Source organism: Dialister sp. UBA1703, from assembly GCA_002320515.1.
Classification (GTDB): domain Bacteria; phylum Bacillota; class Negativicutes; order Veillonellales; family Dialisteraceae; genus Dialister.
Genome location: DCJJ01000154.1, coordinates 7,232 through 24,208 on the forward strand (window position 1 = coordinate 7,232; position 16,977 = coordinate 24,208).

Annotated in this window: 18 protein-coding genes; 5 read left to right on the plus strand and 13 right to left on the minus strand. The window is 52.4% G+C overall.

Translation table 11 applies throughout. From position 1 onward, the window contains the following. Nucleotides 1–83 precede the first annotated feature (83 nt). The 7 genes from B2Y11_RS06890 to B2Y11_RS06920 all read right to left on the minus strand — a co-directional run bounded on the left by B2Y11_RS06890 (nucleotide 84) and on the right by B2Y11_RS06920 (nucleotide 8,430). Entirely contained in the window at nucleotides 84–581 is a 498-nt protein-coding gene (locus B2Y11_RS06890; RefSeq protein ID WP_291057637.1) for a hypothetical protein, read from the minus strand. Beyond that, nucleotides 574–1,215 carry a ribosome biogenesis GTP-binding protein YihA/YsxC gene (gene yihA, locus B2Y11_RS06895; protein ID WP_291057639.1) on the minus strand — a complete coding sequence of 214 codons (642 nt, stop codon included), beginning with the start codon at nucleotides 1,213–1,215 and terminating at the stop codon, nucleotides 574–576. The genes B2Y11_RS06890 and yihA overlap by 8 nt, the downstream gene beginning before the upstream one ends. A gap of 113 nt (nucleotides 1,216–1,328) precedes the next feature. Then, nucleotides 1,329–3,650, minus strand: coding sequence for an endopeptidase La (gene lon / locus B2Y11_RS06900; protein ID WP_291057640.1), 2,322 nt, complete (start codon nucleotides 3,648–3,650; stop codon nucleotides 1,329–1,331). Between the two features lie 232 nt (nucleotides 3,651–3,882). After that, nucleotides 3,883–5,118: an ATP-dependent Clp protease ATP-binding subunit ClpX gene (gene clpX, locus B2Y11_RS06905; protein WP_288264755.1), complete on the minus strand. Its 1,236-nt coding sequence runs from the start codon at nucleotides 5,116–5,118 to the stop codon at nucleotides 3,883–3,885. A 12-nt stretch (nucleotides 5,119–5,130) separates the two neighbouring features. Continuing rightward, nucleotides 5,131–5,736 (minus strand): ATP-dependent Clp endopeptidase proteolytic subunit ClpP, encoded by a 606-nt coding sequence (clpP, locus tag B2Y11_RS06910; protein WP_291057643.1) that lies wholly within the window; start codon nucleotides 5,734–5,736, stop codon nucleotides 5,131–5,133. A gap of 159 nt (nucleotides 5,737–5,895) precedes the next feature. Further along, entirely contained in the window at nucleotides 5,896–7,377 is a 1,482-nt protein-coding gene (tig, locus tag B2Y11_RS06915; protein WP_291057645.1) for a trigger factor, read from the minus strand. 171 nt (nucleotides 7,378–7,548) lie between these two features. Further along, nucleotides 7,549–8,430: a LysR family transcriptional regulator gene (locus B2Y11_RS06920; protein WP_291057647.1), complete on the minus strand. Its 882-nt coding sequence runs from the start codon at nucleotides 8,428–8,430 to the stop codon at nucleotides 7,549–7,551. A gap of 194 nt (nucleotides 8,431–8,624) precedes the next feature. On the opposite strand from B2Y11_RS06920, the gene B2Y11_RS06925 reads away from it, so the two are divergent. Together B2Y11_RS06925 and B2Y11_RS06930 are read left to right on the plus strand one after the other, a co-directional pair. Beyond that, nucleotides 8,625–9,179: a chromate transporter gene (locus tag B2Y11_RS06925; protein ID WP_291057649.1), complete on the plus strand. Its 555-nt coding sequence runs from the start codon at nucleotides 8,625–8,627 to the stop codon at nucleotides 9,177–9,179. Continuing rightward, nucleotides 9,176–9,739 (plus strand): chromate transporter, encoded by a 564-nt coding sequence (locus tag B2Y11_RS06930; protein ID WP_291057651.1) that lies wholly within the window; start codon nucleotides 9,176–9,178, stop codon nucleotides 9,737–9,739. The genes B2Y11_RS06925 and B2Y11_RS06930 overlap by 4 nt, the downstream gene beginning before the upstream one ends. Nucleotides 9,740–9,808: 69 nt before the next feature. On the opposite strand, the gene B2Y11_RS06935 is transcribed toward B2Y11_RS06930, so the two are convergent. The 3 genes from B2Y11_RS06935 to B2Y11_RS06945 form a co-directional block, all read right to left on the minus strand. Continuing rightward, nucleotides 9,809–10,570, minus strand: a complete 762-nt coding sequence (locus B2Y11_RS06935) for an amino acid ABC transporter ATP-binding protein (protein ID WP_291057653.1) — start codon at nucleotides 10,568–10,570, stop codon at nucleotides 9,809–9,811. 11 nt (nucleotides 10,571–10,581) lie between these two features. Then, nucleotides 10,582–11,229 (minus strand): amino acid ABC transporter permease, encoded by a 648-nt coding sequence (locus B2Y11_RS06940; RefSeq protein WP_291057655.1) that lies wholly within the window; start codon nucleotides 11,227–11,229, stop codon nucleotides 10,582–10,584. Between the two features lie 182 nt (nucleotides 11,230–11,411). Continuing rightward, nucleotides 11,412–12,227, minus strand: coding sequence for an amino acid ABC transporter substrate-binding protein (locus B2Y11_RS06945; protein WP_291057657.1), 816 nt, complete (start codon nucleotides 12,225–12,227; stop codon nucleotides 11,412–11,414). Nucleotides 12,228–12,432: 205 nt separating this feature from the next. Between B2Y11_RS06945 and B2Y11_RS06950 the strand changes: the two genes are divergently transcribed. The 3 genes from B2Y11_RS06950 to B2Y11_RS06960 are packed head-to-tail and all read left to right on the plus strand — an operon-like array spanning nucleotide 12,433 to nucleotide 14,142. After that, entirely contained in the window at nucleotides 12,433–13,206 is a 774-nt protein-coding gene (locus B2Y11_RS06950; RefSeq protein WP_291057659.1) for a DUF4931 domain-containing protein, read from the plus strand. Continuing rightward, complete coding sequence (locus B2Y11_RS06955) at nucleotides 13,203–13,916, plus strand: metallophosphoesterase (protein ID WP_291057661.1); 714 nt, start codon at nucleotides 13,203–13,205, stop codon at nucleotides 13,914–13,916. The genes B2Y11_RS06950 and B2Y11_RS06955 overlap by 4 nt, the downstream gene beginning before the upstream one ends. Then, nucleotides 13,909–14,142 (plus strand): hypothetical protein, encoded by a 234-nt coding sequence (locus B2Y11_RS06960; RefSeq protein WP_291057663.1) that lies wholly within the window; start codon nucleotides 13,909–13,911, stop codon nucleotides 14,140–14,142. The genes B2Y11_RS06955 and B2Y11_RS06960 overlap by 8 nt, the downstream gene beginning before the upstream one ends. A 41-nt stretch (nucleotides 14,143–14,183) precedes the next feature. Here B2Y11_RS06960 and B2Y11_RS06965 read toward each other — a convergent pair whose 3' ends face one another. From B2Y11_RS06965 to B2Y11_RS06975, 3 genes are read right to left on the minus strand one after another with little or no spacing between them, the layout of a single operon-like run. Next, nucleotides 14,184–14,942 (minus strand): SDR family NAD(P)-dependent oxidoreductase, encoded by a 759-nt coding sequence (locus B2Y11_RS06965; RefSeq protein ID WP_291057665.1) that lies wholly within the window; start codon nucleotides 14,940–14,942, stop codon nucleotides 14,184–14,186. Further along, entirely contained in the window at nucleotides 14,939–15,754 is an 816-nt protein-coding gene (gene pgeF, locus B2Y11_RS06970; protein ID WP_291057667.1) for a peptidoglycan editing factor PgeF, read from the minus strand. The genes B2Y11_RS06965 and pgeF overlap by 4 nt, the downstream gene beginning before the upstream one ends. Nucleotides 15,755–15,756: 2 nt before the next feature. Next, a complete protein-coding gene (locus B2Y11_RS06975; RefSeq protein ID WP_291057669.1) occupies nucleotides 15,757–16,659 on the minus strand; it encodes an RluA family pseudouridine synthase in 903 nt (300 codons plus the stop codon). Between the last annotated feature and the right edge of the window lie 318 nt (nucleotides 16,660–16,977).

Here is a 16,977-nt window from a genome sequence, read left to right on the forward strand (position 1 = left end):
CAAGAACAAAAGCAGACAGTGATTTAATCAGCGCTTCCCTAAAAAACCGCGATGCCATGGATTTCCATGGTATCGCGGTTTTATCAGTCTACATTCTTTGTGCCGCCGGCATTGACAGTGGTGTCTCTGTCAATGTGCCAGCGGGTATTTATCCGTACTCTTCCGTCGGCGTCTCCGTCGCTACTGTAGCGGATTCTTCCGTCTCCGCCCATTTCCAGCACCGGTTTTCCTTCAGCCGTTTTCTTTTCTTCCCTGTAGCCCAGGGCTTCCAGTTCCCGGGCGTATTCTTTTTTGAGCTTCATGAGGCTTCCGTGGTCTTTATCGTTCCTGTCATGATGTTCCAGCATGTCCTTGATGACACTGGCCAGTTCGTAGCGGGTAATGCTGCCGCGGCGGAAGAAGTCTTCCGTGTAGGAAGGGGCTTTCCCTTCCCTGCACAGGGTTTCCACGGTTTTGTAGTCCCAGGAGGCGGGGCTCACGGCGTCGAAGGAGTTGGGAGCATACACATTGTAGGCAAAGCCTGTGATGGATGCCGCCGCCAGGAGGGCGGTGAGAAACATGGTCTTTTTCATATCAGTCACAAATCTTTTCTTCAATGACTTTCAGCAGTTCGTCCCTGCCTTCTCCTGAAAGGGAGGAGTAGGCAATGGGGGGAAAATCTCCAGGGAAATATTTTTCCAGAAGTTTCCTGTTCTTCACCAGTTCGTTCCGTTTCAGTTTGTCCCCCTTGGTGCCGATAACCAGAAGGGAGGGGGCGATGGAGCGGAGCCATTCATAGGCCTTGAGGTCGATGGGAAGGCCGGGATGGCGAAGGTCGATTAAAAGGCCGATCATCTGCAGGGTAGGCGAATGTTCCAGGTAGTCTGCAATGAAGGATGACCAGCTGTCCTTGTTCTGCTGGCTTGTTTTGGCAAAACCGTAGCCCGGCAGGTCTACCAGGTACCAGTCCTGCCGCACTTCTTTTTCTTCTTCCATCCGTCTGGACTGGATGGCGTAGTAGTTAATGGTTCTGGTCTTGCCCGGTTCCCGGCTTACAAAGGCCAGTTTCTTCCTTCCGCAGAGAGAGTTGATGAGGGATGATTTGCCTACATTGGACCGTCCGATGAAGGCGATTTCCTTCCTGCCGTCGTTCACGTACTGGCTGCGGTTCACCGCCGCCCGGAAATAGGCGGAAGAGAATATATGAAATTCATCCATTTTTTTGATTTCTGACAAGGGGATGCCTCCTTACTCCGGATCTGATGGGCCGCCTTTGCAGAAGCGCTGATTCATTCATACTGTCTGCTTTGATAAGCATAAAAGCAGACGGTGATTGAATCAGCGTTTCTTTATTTCAGAAGGGCGTGGCTGAGCACATCATCCACATTCTTTACATATACGAAATGAAGTTTTTCCCTGACGGACTCCGGCAGTTCTTCCAGATCCCGCCTGTTCTTTTCAGGAAGGAGGATCTGCTTGATGCCGAACTGGTTGGCTGCCAGCACTTTTTCCTTCACGCCGCCGATGGGAAGGACTTCGCCGGTAAGGGTGATTTCGCCGGTCATGGCGGTGTCGCCTCTTACCTTCCTTCCGGTGTAGGCGGAGGCCATGGCAGTAGCCATGGTGACGCCGGCAGAGGGGCCGTCCTTGGGAACGGCGCCTTCGGGCAGATGGATATGGGTGTCCAGGGTTTCATAGAAATCTTCCTTCAGGCCCAGTTCTTTTGCCCGGCTGCGGATGTAGGTGTAGGCCGTTTCGGCGGATTCCTTCATCACATCTCCCAGCTGCCCCGTAAGGATGAGGTTGCCCTTGCCCTTGATGGTGACCGCTTCCGTATCCAGTACTTCGCCGCCGGCCATGGTCCAGGCCAGTCCGTTCACCCTTCCTACGGCATCGGGATGTTCTTCGGCCATAGGCAGGAATTTCACGGGGCCCAGGTATTTTTCCAGTGTCTTGGCGGAAAGGGCGGGAAGGCTTTCGTCCTGAAGGACGATCTTCTTGCCTACCTTGCGGCAGAGGGAGCCGATGGTTCTTTCCAGTTCGCGCACTCCCGCTTCCCTGGTGTAGCCCTGGATGACGCGGCGGATGAGAAGATCGGAGAAACGGATGTCCTTCGCTTTGAGTCCATTTCTCTTCATCTGCCGTGGAATGAGGTACTGTTTGGCGATTTTCACCTTTTCCTCTTCCGTGTATCCCGTAAGCTCGATGAGTTCCATACGGTCCAGAAGGGCCGGCGGGATGGTGGATACCGTATTGGCGGTGGCCAGGAAGAAGACCTTGGACAGGTCGAAGGGAATATCGATGTAATTATCGTGGAAGGCTTTGTTCTGTTCCGGATCCAGCGCTTCCAGCAGGGCGGACGCCGGATCTCCCCGGAAGTCGGCGCCTACCTTGTCGATTTCATCCAGAAGGATGAGGGGATTTCTGGTCTTTGCCTGGCTGATGGCTTCGATGAACCGTCCCGGCATGGCGCCGATGTAGGTGCGGCGGTGGCCGCGGATTTCCGCTTCATCATGAATGCCGCCCAGGGAAATGCGGGCGAATTTCCGCCCCATGGCGTTGGCAATGGACTGGGCCAGGGAGGTCTTGCCTACGCCTGGCGGTCCTACGAAGCAGATAATAGGCGCTTTGGCATCCGGTGCCAGCACCCGCACTGCCAGGTACTCCAGGATCCGTTCCTTGATTTTTTCCAGGCCGTAATGGTCGTGGTCCAGTACTTTCTTCGCATCCTTCAAGTCCAGCTTGTCCCGGCTTTCCTCTGTCCAGGGGAGGCTGAAAATCCAGTCCAGATAGTTTCTGGCCACCGCCGTTTCCGCCATCATCGGCGGCATGGCTGCCAGGTGGTCGATTTCCTTGGAAAGTTTCGCCTTGTATTCTTCCGGAATGCCTGTCTCTTTCAGTTTCTTCCGGTATTCGTCCGCTTCCTTTTCCTGGCTTACCGTGTCTCCCAGGCGGTCGTGGATGGTCTTGATTTTCTGACGCAGGTAGTAGTCCTGCTGTTCTTTATCCATTTTGGCGCGGACATCGCCGTTGATTTCCGCTTCCAGCCGTCCGATCTGGATTTCCTGGTCCAGCATGCGGTGAACCAGGCGAAGCCGGTTCGTAATGTCCGTCTCTTCCAGTACGTCCTGCCGTTGTTTCGGCGACAGGATGAGCTGGGCGGACAGGAAATCGGCGGTTTCGCCGGGATCCGTAATGGCTTTCAGCTGTTCCATCTGCTCATCGGGAAGGCCCTGCTTCGTGTTGCGGAGCCATTCGAAGAATTCCTTCAGAAGGGTTCTTCTGTAGGCCTCTGCCCGAAGTTCATCGTCCGGGGCCGTTTCTTCCAGGTCATCCACTTCCGCCATGAGGCATCTTTCGCCGTTGTAGACGCTCCTGATTTTTACGCGGGACACCCCTTCTGCCAGTACCCGCACCAGCCCGCCGGGGAGCTGGAGCATCTGGCTGATTTTCGATACGGTGCCTACGGAGTATACGTCCGGCGTCTCTTTTCCGTCCCGTTCCAGGGCGGTTACGATATAGCGATCGCCCCGGCTGGCAAGGCGCACCGCGTCGGCCGAATCCTTCCTGCCTATGTCAAGGTTCACCGTCATTTTAGGATAAATTACAATGTCCTTCAGCGGTACCAGGGGCAGGGCGAGGCCATTGTTTTCAGTTGTCTGTTCACTCATATATGATTCCTCCATACTGGGGAAGACTGTTTTCATGACAGAGTTTCCCCAGTTTATTGTAACACATGGAAGAGCATAAATTCCTTATTTTATAAAAGGAAAATGAAAATTTATAATGGGACATTCCATCGGTCACAAAAGCCGGAGCCAGAGGGCATGAATGCCATCTGCTATGGATGGCATTCACGGCCTTCTGAAGCTCCGGCTCTTCGGAAGCACTGATTTCAGAAATTCAGCTGTCCTTCCTTGTAAGGATAGGTTCGGAATGGTTCTTTACCACATCTTCCGTTACAGTGCACTTGACCACGTCCTTCATGCTTGGGATTTCGTACATCACGTGCTGCATGATTTTTTCAATGATGGCACGAAGTCCTCTGGCCCCCGTATTCCTTTCAATGGCCTGGCGGGCAATGGCATGGATGGCGCCGTCATCAAATTCCAGTTCCACATGGTCCATGGCCAGCAGTTTCTGGTACTGACGGACAAGGGCGTTCTTCGGTTCGGTCAGAATCTTCACCAGGGCTTCTTCATTCAATGGATGGAGAGGCACGATGACGGGAAGACGGCCGATGAATTCGGGAATAAGGCCGAATTTGAGAAGGTCTTCCGGCTGTACCTGCTGCAGCAGTTCAGCCATGTCCTTTTCGTCCTTCTTTTCAATGTCCGCGCCGAATCCCATGACGCTCTTGGTGAGCCGGCGGTCGATGACCTTGTCAATGCCTGCAAAGGCACCGCCGCAGATGAAGAGGATGTTGGTGGTATCGATCTGGATCATTTCCTGGTTCGGATGTTTTCTTCCTCCCTGGGGCGGCACGCTGGCCACAGTACCTTCCAGAATCTTCAGCAGGGCCTGCTGCACCCCTTCGCCGGATACGTCCCTGGTAATGGAGGGGTTTTCCGATTTCCGGGCAATCTTATCGATTTCATCGATGTAGACAATGCCCCGTTCCGCTTTGTCGATATCGTAGTCTGCTGCCTGGATGAGGCGAAGCAGGATATTTTCCACGTCTTCCCCTACATAGCCCGCTTCGGTGAGGGTGGTGGCGTCGGAAATGGCAAAGGGTACGTCCAGGAATCTGGCCAGGGTCTGGGCCAGAAGGGTTTTGCCGCTGCCCGTGGGCCCCAGCATGATGATGTTTGACTTCTGCAGTTCCACATCATCCTCTTCCCCTTCGTGCTCGATGCGCTTGTAGTGGTTATATACAGCCACGGCCAGCGCCATTTTGGCATCATCCTGTTCGATGACGTACTGGTCCATGTATTTCTTGATTTCTTCCGGTGTAGGCAGCTTGAAATGGGGCGCTGCCTTTTTCTTGTCTGCCTTCAGCTCTTCCCGAAGGATATTGGAGCACACTTCGATGCATTCGTTGCAGATATAGACGCCGGGGCCGGCAATCAGCTTCTCCACTTCGTCGCCGGAGCGGCCGCAGAAGCTGCAGACCGGAGTTCCTTCATTTTTCCTGTTCAATGGAAGCCTCCTTTATTTGGCAGTTACTTTCTGCAAATCATTGCGGGTGAGAATCTGGTCGATAAGGCCGTAGTTCTTCGCCATTTCAGCGGTCATGAAATTGTCCCTTTCCGTATCCCTGGCAATGGTTCCCAGAGGCTGGCCGCTGTGTTTGGAAAGAATGCCGTTCAGTTCCTCCCGAAGGCGCAGGATCTCACGAGCATGGATTTCAATTTCCGTAGCCTGTCCCTGTACGCCGCCCAGAGGCTGGTGAATCATAATATTGGAATGGGGCAGGGCATATCTCTTGCCCTTTGCGCCGGCGGTCAGGAGGACGGCGGCCATGCTGGCGCAGGAGCCGATGCAGATGGTGGATACATCGGGGCGGATATACTGCATGGTGTCATAAATAGCCAGGCCTGCGGTCACCACGCCGCCGGGGCTGTTGATATAGAGATGGATGTCTTTGGACGGATCTTCTGCTTCCAGGAAGAGGAGCTGGGCAATGATGACATTGGCCATGTGGTCTTCAATCTGGCCGTCCAGAAAAATGATACGGTCTTTCAGAAGGCGGGAGTAGATGTCATAGGATCTTTCTCCCTGGGCTGTCTGTTCAACGACAATCGGTACATATGCCATAGGTAACACCCTTTCTTTCTTGGACACAGGAACTTCACCTTGAAATTCCGATTTCCATATGGTCGAAAGAGACGCCGGTTATCCCCGCGTCTCTTTTTCCCAACGATTATCAGTTTCCTGATATTGAATTCAGTAGTGAATCATCTGCCCTGGGCGGAATTATTTGGATTCTGCCTGACGGATGGTTTCGATGATTTCAGCTTTCTTTGCTTTGGATTCCAGTGCAATGCCCTTTTCAGCTGCATAGGCTTTCAGGTCTTTCACTGTCATGGATTCAAAGTCGTCTTTCTTTTCTGCTGCAGGAGCTTCTTCAGCCTTGGGAGCTTCTTCTGCTTCTTTCTTGTCAGCTTCCGCTTTCTTGGCTGCGCCATAGATGAAAGCAGCGGCTTTCTTGCGGAGTACGGAGTTCACCAGCATACCTACGCGGCCTTCTTCCTGGATGACTTTCATTACATCCTTGGGGTCGGCATTGAACTGGTGAGCCATGCTGTAAACTTCCATGGAGAGGTCTTCGTTGGAAACGGTGAGGTCTTCTTTTTCAGCAATGGTTTCCAGAACCAGTCCCTGACGTACCTGTTCAGCAGCGGTCTTTTCATAGTTCTTGCGGAGCTGTTCCATGGTCTGGCCGATGTTCTTCAGGTAGTCGTCCATGGTAGCGTTTCTGGATTCAATGTTCAGTTTCATTTCTTCCACGATTTCGTCAATGCGCTGTTCCACCATTTCCTGGGGAATGTCTACTTTGGCATTGGCCACAGCCTGGTTGACGAGGGCTTCATGGTAAGCTTCTTCTGCCTGCTGGAAAGCCTGGAGCTGCATCTGCTGTTTTACAGCTGCCTTCAGTTCGTCCATGGTTTCAAACTGGCTGATGGATTTTGCAAATGCGTCGTCCAGTTCCGGAAGCTGTTTGCGTTTTACGTCACTGATATGAACTGCGAATTCTGCTTCCTTGCCTTTGAGGGCATCTACGAAGTAGTCTTCCGGGAAGGTTACCTTTACGGTTACGTCGTCGCCGGCCTTATGTCCTTCCAGCTGGTCTTCAAAGCCGGGGATAAAGCTCTGGGAGCCGATTTCCAGCGGATAGGTCTTGCCTTCGCCGCCTTCGAAGGGCTTGCCGTCAACGGTGCCTTTGAAATCAATAATAGCGAAGTCGCCTTTCTTCAGTTCAGCCCCTTCTTCTGCCTTTTCCATTCTTGCATTCTGTTCAGCAGCGCCTTTGAGCTGTGCCATGACCTGGTCATCGGTGATTTCCGGGTTTTCTTTCTTTGCTTCCAGGCCTTTGTATTCGCCCAGTTCTACTTCCGGACGTTTTACGAAGGTAACGGTGAAGGAAGCGCCTTCTGCTTCGGAGAATTTGTCATCCTTTACTTCGGGAGTGGTTACCGGAACCAGTTTTTCCTGGCGGAGTGCTTCTTCAATGGATTCATTGATTACAATATCCTTAGCTTCCGCTTCTACAGCTTCCTTGCCGAAATGCATTTCAAGGATCTTGCGGCTTGCTTTGCCTTTACGGAATCCGGGGATTCTTACCTGGTTGGCAATGCGGGCTACTGCTCTTTTGAATCCTTTCTGTACAACTTCAGCGGGCAGTTCAATGCCTACGGAAACCTTGTGCTGATCCAGTGCCTCTACTTTTACGTTCATAAAAAATATTCCTCCTTAAGTCGGCTTACCGACAAATGATACCTTGGTTGGTTCTTTCAGTGCACGATAAATCGCAAGTTATATTTTAGCATAAAGAGTTTAAAAAAACAAATTTTTCGATAATCCCGGTGAGAAAAAGGGCGATTTCCCCCTTTTTTCCATTTTTTCTATTTATGAAATGAAATTCTTCTCCCTGTCTTCCGCCATATGGAAGAAAAGAGAGGGGCCTCCCCCCTGGCCTTCCCCCTTTCTTCTGGCCAGATAAAGCTCCGACTGCAGGGCCTCTTCCTGCAGTTTTCCCACCATAAGCTCGCCGCTCTTCTCAAGCACCGTCAGGGGCACCAGGGCCGCCCCCAGGCCTGCCTCCGCCCATTCCCGGCAGGTTCTGGCATCATCGGCCACGCAGTACACATCGGGCTGGAATTTTTCCTTTTCGCATTCTTCCATAATGATTTTTTCCCACCGCCGGTACAGGATGAGGGGCAGTCCTGTGAGATCCTTTAAAAGGAAGGAACCGGGCTGAAAGGAAGGAAAGGCCTTTCCTGAAAGGCCTACGGCCATGGATGTCTTCTCCAGAGGCACCAGGTCCAGTCCGTAGAGGGAAAAGGGGGAACGGAGGAGGGACACATCCAGCTTCCCCTTCCTCAGCTGCTCCAGAAGCTCATAGCTGTTCCCTTCATGCACCTTCACCTGGATATGGGGGTAGCGGCTTTTAAACTCCCTCAGCAGGCCATAGAGCTTTTCATGGCCGCCGGAGGAGACCATGCCCAGATGAAGAATGCCCTGGTGCCCCGTTTTCAGATTGCTGATTTCCTCCCTGGCCGCGCTTTCCAGCTCCAGCATTTCCAGGGCATAGCGGTAAAGACGGCTCCCCGCTTCCGTAGGTACGATCTGCCTGGCCCCCCGTTCAAAGAGGGTGCTGCCAAGCTCCTTTTCCAGAAGATGCATCTGGCTTGACAGGGGCGGCTGGGAAATATGAAGTTTCCTGGCGGCTCCCGTAATGGTGCCTTCTTCAATAATGGCTTTGAAATATCTAAGCTGTCTCAGGTCCATCTATATCCTCTCCATATAGTTTTTAATTAAATCAATATTTTTCATATGCCTTTATAACTGCTATGATACATGTATTCCATTAAATATGCAACATTTCATTGAAAGCCGGATTAAAGGATACACATAAAATGAAAATGTATCCGCTGGTTAGAAAAACCGATGAAGTCGCTGCTTTCCGGAAAGGACGGAGAAAAATGAAATTATTACTGCAGCTGTTCCTTATATTTGCCAAAATGGGGGCCGTCACCTTCGGCGGAGGCTATGCCATGCTCCCCATCCTCCAGCGGGAGGTGGTGGACAACCACCACTGGGCCACGGAGGAGGAACTCATGGACTACTATGCCCTGGGCCAGGTGACGCCGGGCATGATTGCGGTGAATGTGGCCACCTTCATCGGCTTGAAGCTGAAAGGTTTCTGGGGCGGCATCTTTGCCACCATCGGCGTCATTACCCCTTCCATGATCATCATCACGGTGATTGCCATGTTCCTCACCCAGTTTGAGGAGAATCCCTACGTAGCTCACGCTTTCACCGGCATCCGGGCCTGCGTGTGCATCCTCATACTGGATGCGGTGCTGAAGCTGGGACGGAAATCGGTGAAGGATAAAAGAACCCTCCTCATTTTCATCGCCATCCTCCTTATTTCCCTCTTTGCTCCCGTATCTCCCGTATTCTCCGTCATCCTGGCAGGCACTGCAGGCTTCTTCCTCATGCCCCGGGCAGAAAAGAAAGAAGGTGCTTCCAAATGATGTGGCTCCAGATGTTCTGGGAATTTTTCAAGGCCGGTCTCTTTGCCGTTGGCGGCGGCCTTGCCACCCTTCCCTTCCTCTATGATATTTCCCAGCGCACCGGCTGGTTTTCCGCCGAAGACATTGCCAATATGATTGCCATTTCCGAATCCACCCCGGGACCGCTGGGTGTCAATATGGCCACCTACGCAGGCTTCCAGGCCATGGGCATGCCGGGAGGCATTTATACCACCCTGTCGTTAACGGCCCCCGCCATCATTGTCATTTCCATGGTGTATTCCATCCTGAAAAAATTCAGGGAATCGGAAATCATGGGCCGCATTTTCTACGGGCTCCGCCCTGCTTCCACCGCCCTCATTGCCGCTGCCGGTCTGGGGGTGGCAAAGATTTCCCTCCTGAACCTTCCCCTCTTTGAGGCGAGCGGCGCCCTGTCTGCCCTTTTCCGCTGGCCTTCCATTATGCTGGCCCTTCTGATCTATGCAGGGCTTGTGAAATTCCGGCTTCACCCCATCATTTACATTGTCATCTCTGCCGCTGCCGGCGTGGCCCTGGGTCTTTAAAATACCTGTTCCTGCACACAAAAAGGCTATGAAGAATGCTGCATTCTTCATAGCCTTTTCCAGTTCTTCCTAGGCCCGGAGGATGGATTTCAGGAATGCCTTTGTCCTTTCGTTCTTCGGATGGTCGAAGACTTCCTCACTGGTGCCTTCCTCTTCCACCCGTCCGTCTACCATGAAGAGGATACGGTCGGACACGGATTTGGCGAAGGCCATTTCATGGGTAACGATGGCCATGGTCATGTTTTCATCAGCCAGCTGCTGGATGGTCTTCAGCACTTCCCCCGTAAGTTCCGGATCCAGAGCCGAGGTCGGTTCATCAAAGAGCATGATATCCGGGTTCATAGCCAGGGCTCTTGCAATGGCCACCCTCTGCTTCTGCCCGCCGGAAAGACTTCCGGGGTATACGTCCTTCTTGCTGAGAAGGCCTACCTTCCCAAGGAGTTCCTCCGCCACAGGCCGGATTTCCTCTTTCTTCATGCCCTTCACATAAATGGGCGCCGCCATGACGTTGTCGATGACCGTCATATGGGGAAACAGGTTGAAGGACTGGAACACCATGCCCATTTTGCTCAGAATCTTTTTCTGCTGATTCTCATCGGCATAAACCATGGCCCCGTTATTTTCCTGTGCCAGATAATCGCCGTCCACCATGATGGAGCCTCCCTGGATGGTTTCCAGGTGGATGAGGCAGCGGAGCAGCGTACTCTTGCCGGCGCCGGAGGGGCCGATGATGGAAAGGACTTCCCCCTTTTCCAGAGACATATTCACGCCGTGAAGGATGGTAAGTTTGCCGAAATCCTTCCGGATATTTTTCATTTCAATAAAGCTCATTCCCATCCCCCTCATTCTTCATAAACAGCATACCGCTTTTCCACATAGGCCAGAATCTTTGTAAGAACTGCGGTGCATACCAGGTAAAAGACAGCAGCCACCAGGAAAGGGGTGGTGTCGAAGTCCCGCTGCACGAAGGCACGGGTAACGCGCATGAGGTCGTTCATGGCCAGGATGTACACCAAGGATGTGTCCTTCAGAAGGGTAATGGTTTCATTGCCCAAAGGCGGGATGACCCGTTTAATCACCTGGGGAAGGATGATGTGCCACATGGTCTGGCGGTAGCTGAAGCCCAGCACCTTGGCCCCTTCATACTGGCCCTTGCTGATGGACTGGATGCCGCCTCTGAAGATTTCCGCAAAGTAGGCGGCGTAGTTGGCCACGAAGGCAATGATGGCCGCAGGAAAATCGCTCACCTGCACATGGAGCATGAGAGGCAGGCCGTAGTAGATGAACATGATCTGCAGCATGAGGGGCGTTCCCCGCATGAGGTAAATATACATGGCCGCCAGTTTCCTGAAAATCACCACATGGGAAATGCGGACCATGGCCAGCAGAATCCCGATAGGCAGTGCCAGCACAAAGGTAAGCACAAATATCTTTGCCGAAACAGCCAGCCCGGAAAACATATTGGGCAGAATGTGAACAATATAATCCATCAGTAACTCCTTAGTAAAACAGGGAAATAGAAACTCCCTTTGATGCATGCATGAATATCATACACTGCCTTCATTCATTTAACAAGATAGAGAAACAGAATTTTTACATAAAAGGAAAATCACCGGAGGGGCTGGCCCGCTCCGGTGATTTTCCTTCCCGCCTGCGGGGCAGGAAATTTTTCTTATTTCAGCACTACATCCTTGCCGAACCACTTCTGGGAAATCTTGGCAGCTTCCCCGTTGGCAATGACCTTGTCAATGCCCTGATTCAGGAGATCCACCAGCGCCTGGTTGTCTTTCTTAATGCCGATGGCGAAGGTATCCTTGGATACCTGGTCCGGCAGTTCGCGGAACTGATCCGGTTTCTTTGTCATGTAGTATTCATTCAGCACTGTGTCAGCCAGTACGGCATCGCAGCGTCCGCTTTCCAGATCCATGAAGCAGGCGGTGAGATCCGGATAAGCCTTGACTTCCGCAAAAGCGGCCTTCAGCTGGGGATCCCGGTTCAGCGCCGTTTCTGCCGTAGATGCTTCCTGAATGGTAATCTTCTTGCCCTTCAGGTCCGCCATGCTCTGGGCGGGGGAATCCTTCAGCACTACGAATTCCTGGATATTATCCATGTATGGCTTTGTGAAAGCCAGTTTCTTCTGTCTTTCCGGCGTCATGGTGAAGCCGTTCCAGATGCAGTCGATGCGGCCGGAATTCAGTTCCGTTTCCTTGGAAGCCCAGTCAATGGGTTTGAATTCGATGGGCACGCCGATTTCCTTGGAAATCGCTTCCGCCATGTCGATATCAAAGCCTACGATTTTGCCGCTGTCATCACGGAAACCCATGGGAGCGAAGGTATCATCCATGCCGGCTACGATTTTCGTTGGCTTTGCACCGGCAGCAGCAGCCTTTGCTGCGCTTCCTGCCTTGTTGTCCCCGCCGCAGCCTGCCAGAAGACCAGCGGCACCCAGTGCCAGAACCCCTGCAATGACCAGTTTTTTCAGTTTCATAATAATTACCTCTCTTTATTACTTTATTTCGTTAAAGAATTGCTATGACAATATATTAGCTGATTCTCCTCTTTTTGTCAAGATGAAAATAGACGCCTGCCATAAATTTTCCCTGCCCCTGTTTTTACCTTTCTTTTACAAGACCACGCCATATGCCTGTCCCTGCCTGTGCTATAATAAAAAAGTGAAAGATGAGGACATACACATGAATACACCTATTACGTTTAACCTGACCATCGGCAGCCGGAAGCCCCATTCCGGCACCCAGAAAATCTGCCCCTTCTGCCATCCGGAAAAACTGACCGGTATTCTGGAGAAGCAGGGCGACATCATCTGGCTCATGAACAAATTTCCTGTCTTTGAAGAAACCTGGCCCACGGTGATTGTGGAAACAGCGGATCATGACGGAGAACTGACCACCTATAAGCCGGAAAAGCTGCATGAGATAATAACCTTTGGCCTTTCACGCTGGCTGAAGCTGGAGAAAGACAAAAGGTTCAAGTCTGTCATCTATTTCCGCAACTACGGCCCCGGATCCGGCGGTTCCCAGCGTCACCCCCACTCCCAGATCATCGGCCTCAGGAACTACGACTACCGGGACAACATCCTGGGAGAAAATTTCCTGGGCTCCCTGGTTCATGAAGACAGCGACTGCTATGCCACCATTTCCGACTATCCCTTAAGCTGCATGGGAGAACTGAACGTGACGCTGAAGAAAGACGGCTCACCGGACCGGTTTGCCGACACCATCCAGACCCTGGCCCGCTTCGTGCTCCATGACTTCCCTCTCCCCTGCACCAGCTACAACATTTTCTTTTACCACTACATGAAACATATCCATGCCAAAATATTCCCCCGCTACTCTGCCAGCCCCCTGTACATGGGCTACCGCATTACCCATGTCATGGACGGAGAAAGCAAAAGGCGGATGATGGAAACTCTGGCATCTCCCGCCTACTTTGGAGAATCAATTCTATGAAATTATACGCTTTCAGCGATTTCCACCTGTCCGGTGACCCGCCCACCAAACCCATGGACATTTTCGGCGCCCACTGGAAAAACCACAGAGAAAAAATCATAACCGCCTGGCTTCAGACCATACAGGAAGATGACACGGTCATCATGGCCGGCGACTTATCCTGGGCCATGAACATGGACGACGCCATTGCCGACCTGAAAATGCTGGGCCGCCTGCCGGGACGGAAAATCGTGGTTCGCGGAAACCACGACTACTGGTGGGACACAGTCACCAAAATGACAAGAATGACCGGCGGCATGCTGGAATTCCTTCACAACTCCACCATCGTCACAGGCCAGGTAGCCCTGGCCGGCACCAGAGGATGGCTTTCGGAAACCTCCCCCAAACTGACAGAGACCGACAAACCCATCATTGCCAGGGAAGAAGGGCGGCTGGAGCGGTCCCTCCAGCTGGCGGAAAAAACCGGCGCCAGCCGCATGATGGCAGTGCTCCATTATCCCCCCTTCGATGAAATGAGACGCCCCTCCCACATGATAGAAATCATGAAGAAATACCATGTCACCGACTGCATTTACGGCCATATCCACGGGGCTCCCAATTTCGTAAACCTGCCGGAGGAACTGGAGGGCATCAAGCTCCACCTCACCTCTGCGGACTACCTGGACTTCAAGCCCCATTTCATCTGCAACCTGGAGGATACCCATGTATAAACTGGCAGAAAGCCGCCTGCTGGCGGGTCAAATCTACGGCGACAGCCGGAACGGGGAATACATCTACCTTCCCGGAAGCGAACTGGACGCCGCCTCTCCCATGCTGGTCTACGAAAAAGAAGACAGTCGAAGGGACGTAACCATGGAAGAAGCACTGGACATCATCGAAAAGCGGAGTTTAAAGCCTGCCGTCCATCCCCGGCTTGGGGAAAATACCTTTCACTAGAAATAAAAAACTTCGGACCCCTGAAGGAATCCGAAGTTTTTTCATGCACCAAAAAGCCTTTTAAAAAAGAGAAGCACCGGCAGCGGAAGTAAAGCAGCTCCCAGCCACGTCAGTCGGCTCATGATGCCGGGAAGAGACACTTCCCTGCCCCGCCGGTTATCCGAAAGCCCCTGCCGCGCCACCTCTTCTGCTGTCAGCAGACCAAGGGGATGAACAGCTGCCCCCGCCTTCTCCATAAACTCCGTATCGCCGATCCAGTAAGGGCAGAGCGCGGTAACCACAATTCCCCAGCCTTTCAGTTCTCTGCAGAGAGAACTGCTGAAAGAAAGAAGAAAACTCTTCGAAGCGCTGTACACCGAAAGTCCCGGCAGAGGCACAAAAGAAGCTGCAGAGCACACATTGATAATACCAGAAGCCCCCTTCATATAAGGAAGACAGAGTCTGGTGAGCTTCATGGGCACCTCTGCGTTCAGTCTGACCATGTCCTCCATATCCTTCAAAGATTCCTCCTCAAAAGAAATGGCTGACCCCCGCCCTGCATTATTTACCAGAAGAGCAATGGCCGGCCTCTCCTCTTCCAGGAGCTTTTTCAATGATGCAAAGGAATCCTCTGCCAGAAGATCAAGAGAAAGGGCCCTTCCCTTCACAGGAAGCTCTCCGGCCAGCCTTTCCAGATTTTCCCTTCTCCTGGCAATGAGCCATATTTCATCGATGCCCCCAAGACGGCCTGTTTCAATGGCAAAAGCCCGGCCCAGCCCGGAAGAAGCGCCGGTAATGACAGCAATCTTTGCTCCCCTCATGGTTCCATCATCAGCACCGCCATGTGGCGCCCGGTCTTTCCCTTTTCCTTCCGATAGGAATAAAAGAAATCATTATCAGTCCAGGTAGAAATATGGCAGTCCTCGATATGATTCTCCAAAAGGCCCGCCTTCCTCATGAGATAGTGATTGGCCTTGGCCAGACCGAAAAGATACTTCCCATCTCCCTTATCCCGAAAGAGGGAAGGCCATTCCGCCCTGCTGAAAAGAGGTCTCATATCATCGATAACCTCTTTTCCCACTTCAAAATCCATCAGGCCAATGGCAGGACCAATGGCACCTAATATATCTTCCCTTCTGGAATGAAATCTCTCCACCATCAGTGATACCGTTTTCCCTGCTATATCTCCGGCAGTTCCCCGCCAGCCGCCATGGGAAAGGGCGCAGACCTTTCTTACCGGATCATAGAAGAAAAGAGGCGTGCAGTCTGCATAATTCATGGTAAGCGGCACATCAGGAGAAGAAGTAATGAGACCGTCCGTATCGGGAATAGCCGTATCAAGGGAAAAAGCGCCACGGCCCCGGTCCTCTTCTGAAACCTCCTCGATATGAGTACCATGTACCTGCCGGCAGTTGATAAGCAGCCCTTCATCCAGCCCCAGGGCCCGGCAGTACCGCTTCCGGTTCTCCAGCACATCCTCTGCCCGGTCCCCAACATGAAGCCCCATGTTCAAACTGGTAAAAGGAGGCCTGCTCACGCCGCCCTTTCTGCAGGACACCGCCGCCTTTAGCGGAAGCCCCTGAAAAATGGAAAATGTAAGAAATGAAATATATCCCTTATTCTGTACAGGCAATTTCATACCTCCTTCAAAACATCAAGAGAACCCCACAGCTTCAAAATCACCTCAGTCATATCCGATGGCATGGGGGCATAGAGCCGAAGAGGCATCCCCTTTCGGGGCTGGCGGAAAGCAACAGACCAGGCATGAAGGGCCTGCCGCTTCATCAGATCCAGGGAGCCGCCGTATAAATCATCTCCCAGAAGAGGATGGCCCAATGATGAAAAATGAACCCGTATCTGGTGCGTACGTCCCGACCTCAGATGAATCAGAAGAAGACTGGCCTCATCAGAAGACGCCAGCACCCGATATTCCGTAGCCGCCCATTTTCCATCAGGCCGTACCATCCATTCCACAATACTTCCGGGCTTCCGGCCGATAGGTTTTTCGATAACCCCTTCCGTGGGCTCCACCCGGCCCGAAACAAGAGCCACATACTGCCGATAAATGCAGTCATGACTCTTTGACAGCTCATACTGCCCCATGGCAGACTTCGCCACCACCACCAGCCCCGTAGTATTCCGGTCCAGCCTGTACACTGGATGAATCCCGGCATCCCTGTGATTCCTCTCAAAATAACCGGCCACTGCGTTCACCAGCGTATCATGGGTATTTCGGGACGTAGGATGAATAATCATGCCGGGTCCCTTGTTTACTACCAGCACATCCTCATCCTCATACACGATGGAAAGAGGAATATCCGAAGGCACCACCTCATTCTCCTCGCTCCAGGAAAGAATCACCTCGTCGCCTTCATGAAGGATTGTGCGGGCATTATGGATCACCTCGTCATTAATCAGCACCTTCCCATTCCACTTCACCCGCTTCCAAAGGGCAGAAGAAAACTCCCGCTTCCCCTTGATAAACCGCCGAAGCTCCTGCCCCTCATGGTCAGAAGCCACCTGATAGCGAACCTCCATCCCCGCCTCCTGTTCCACTGTAATCATAGAAATAAAGATTGACTCCATTATACCCTGTAAAGAGAAGGATGTAAAAAAGGAAAGAGTTAATATGGGACACGCCTTCAGCGTGAGGGTTGACGGGACTTCGTCCCGAGGGTTATGGCCGCCTGATGGCGGCGGGTTGTGTTCGCTGGCGCTCAGGNNCAGGGGGCGACAGCCCTATCGGGCAATCATTATATAGTCAGCGTTACGGGGCTGGCATTTGTGTCATCATTGCTGCCCCGTCATTTCGAGCAATGGGAAGCGCCGGTATGAATCAGATAGTTTCGTGGAGCC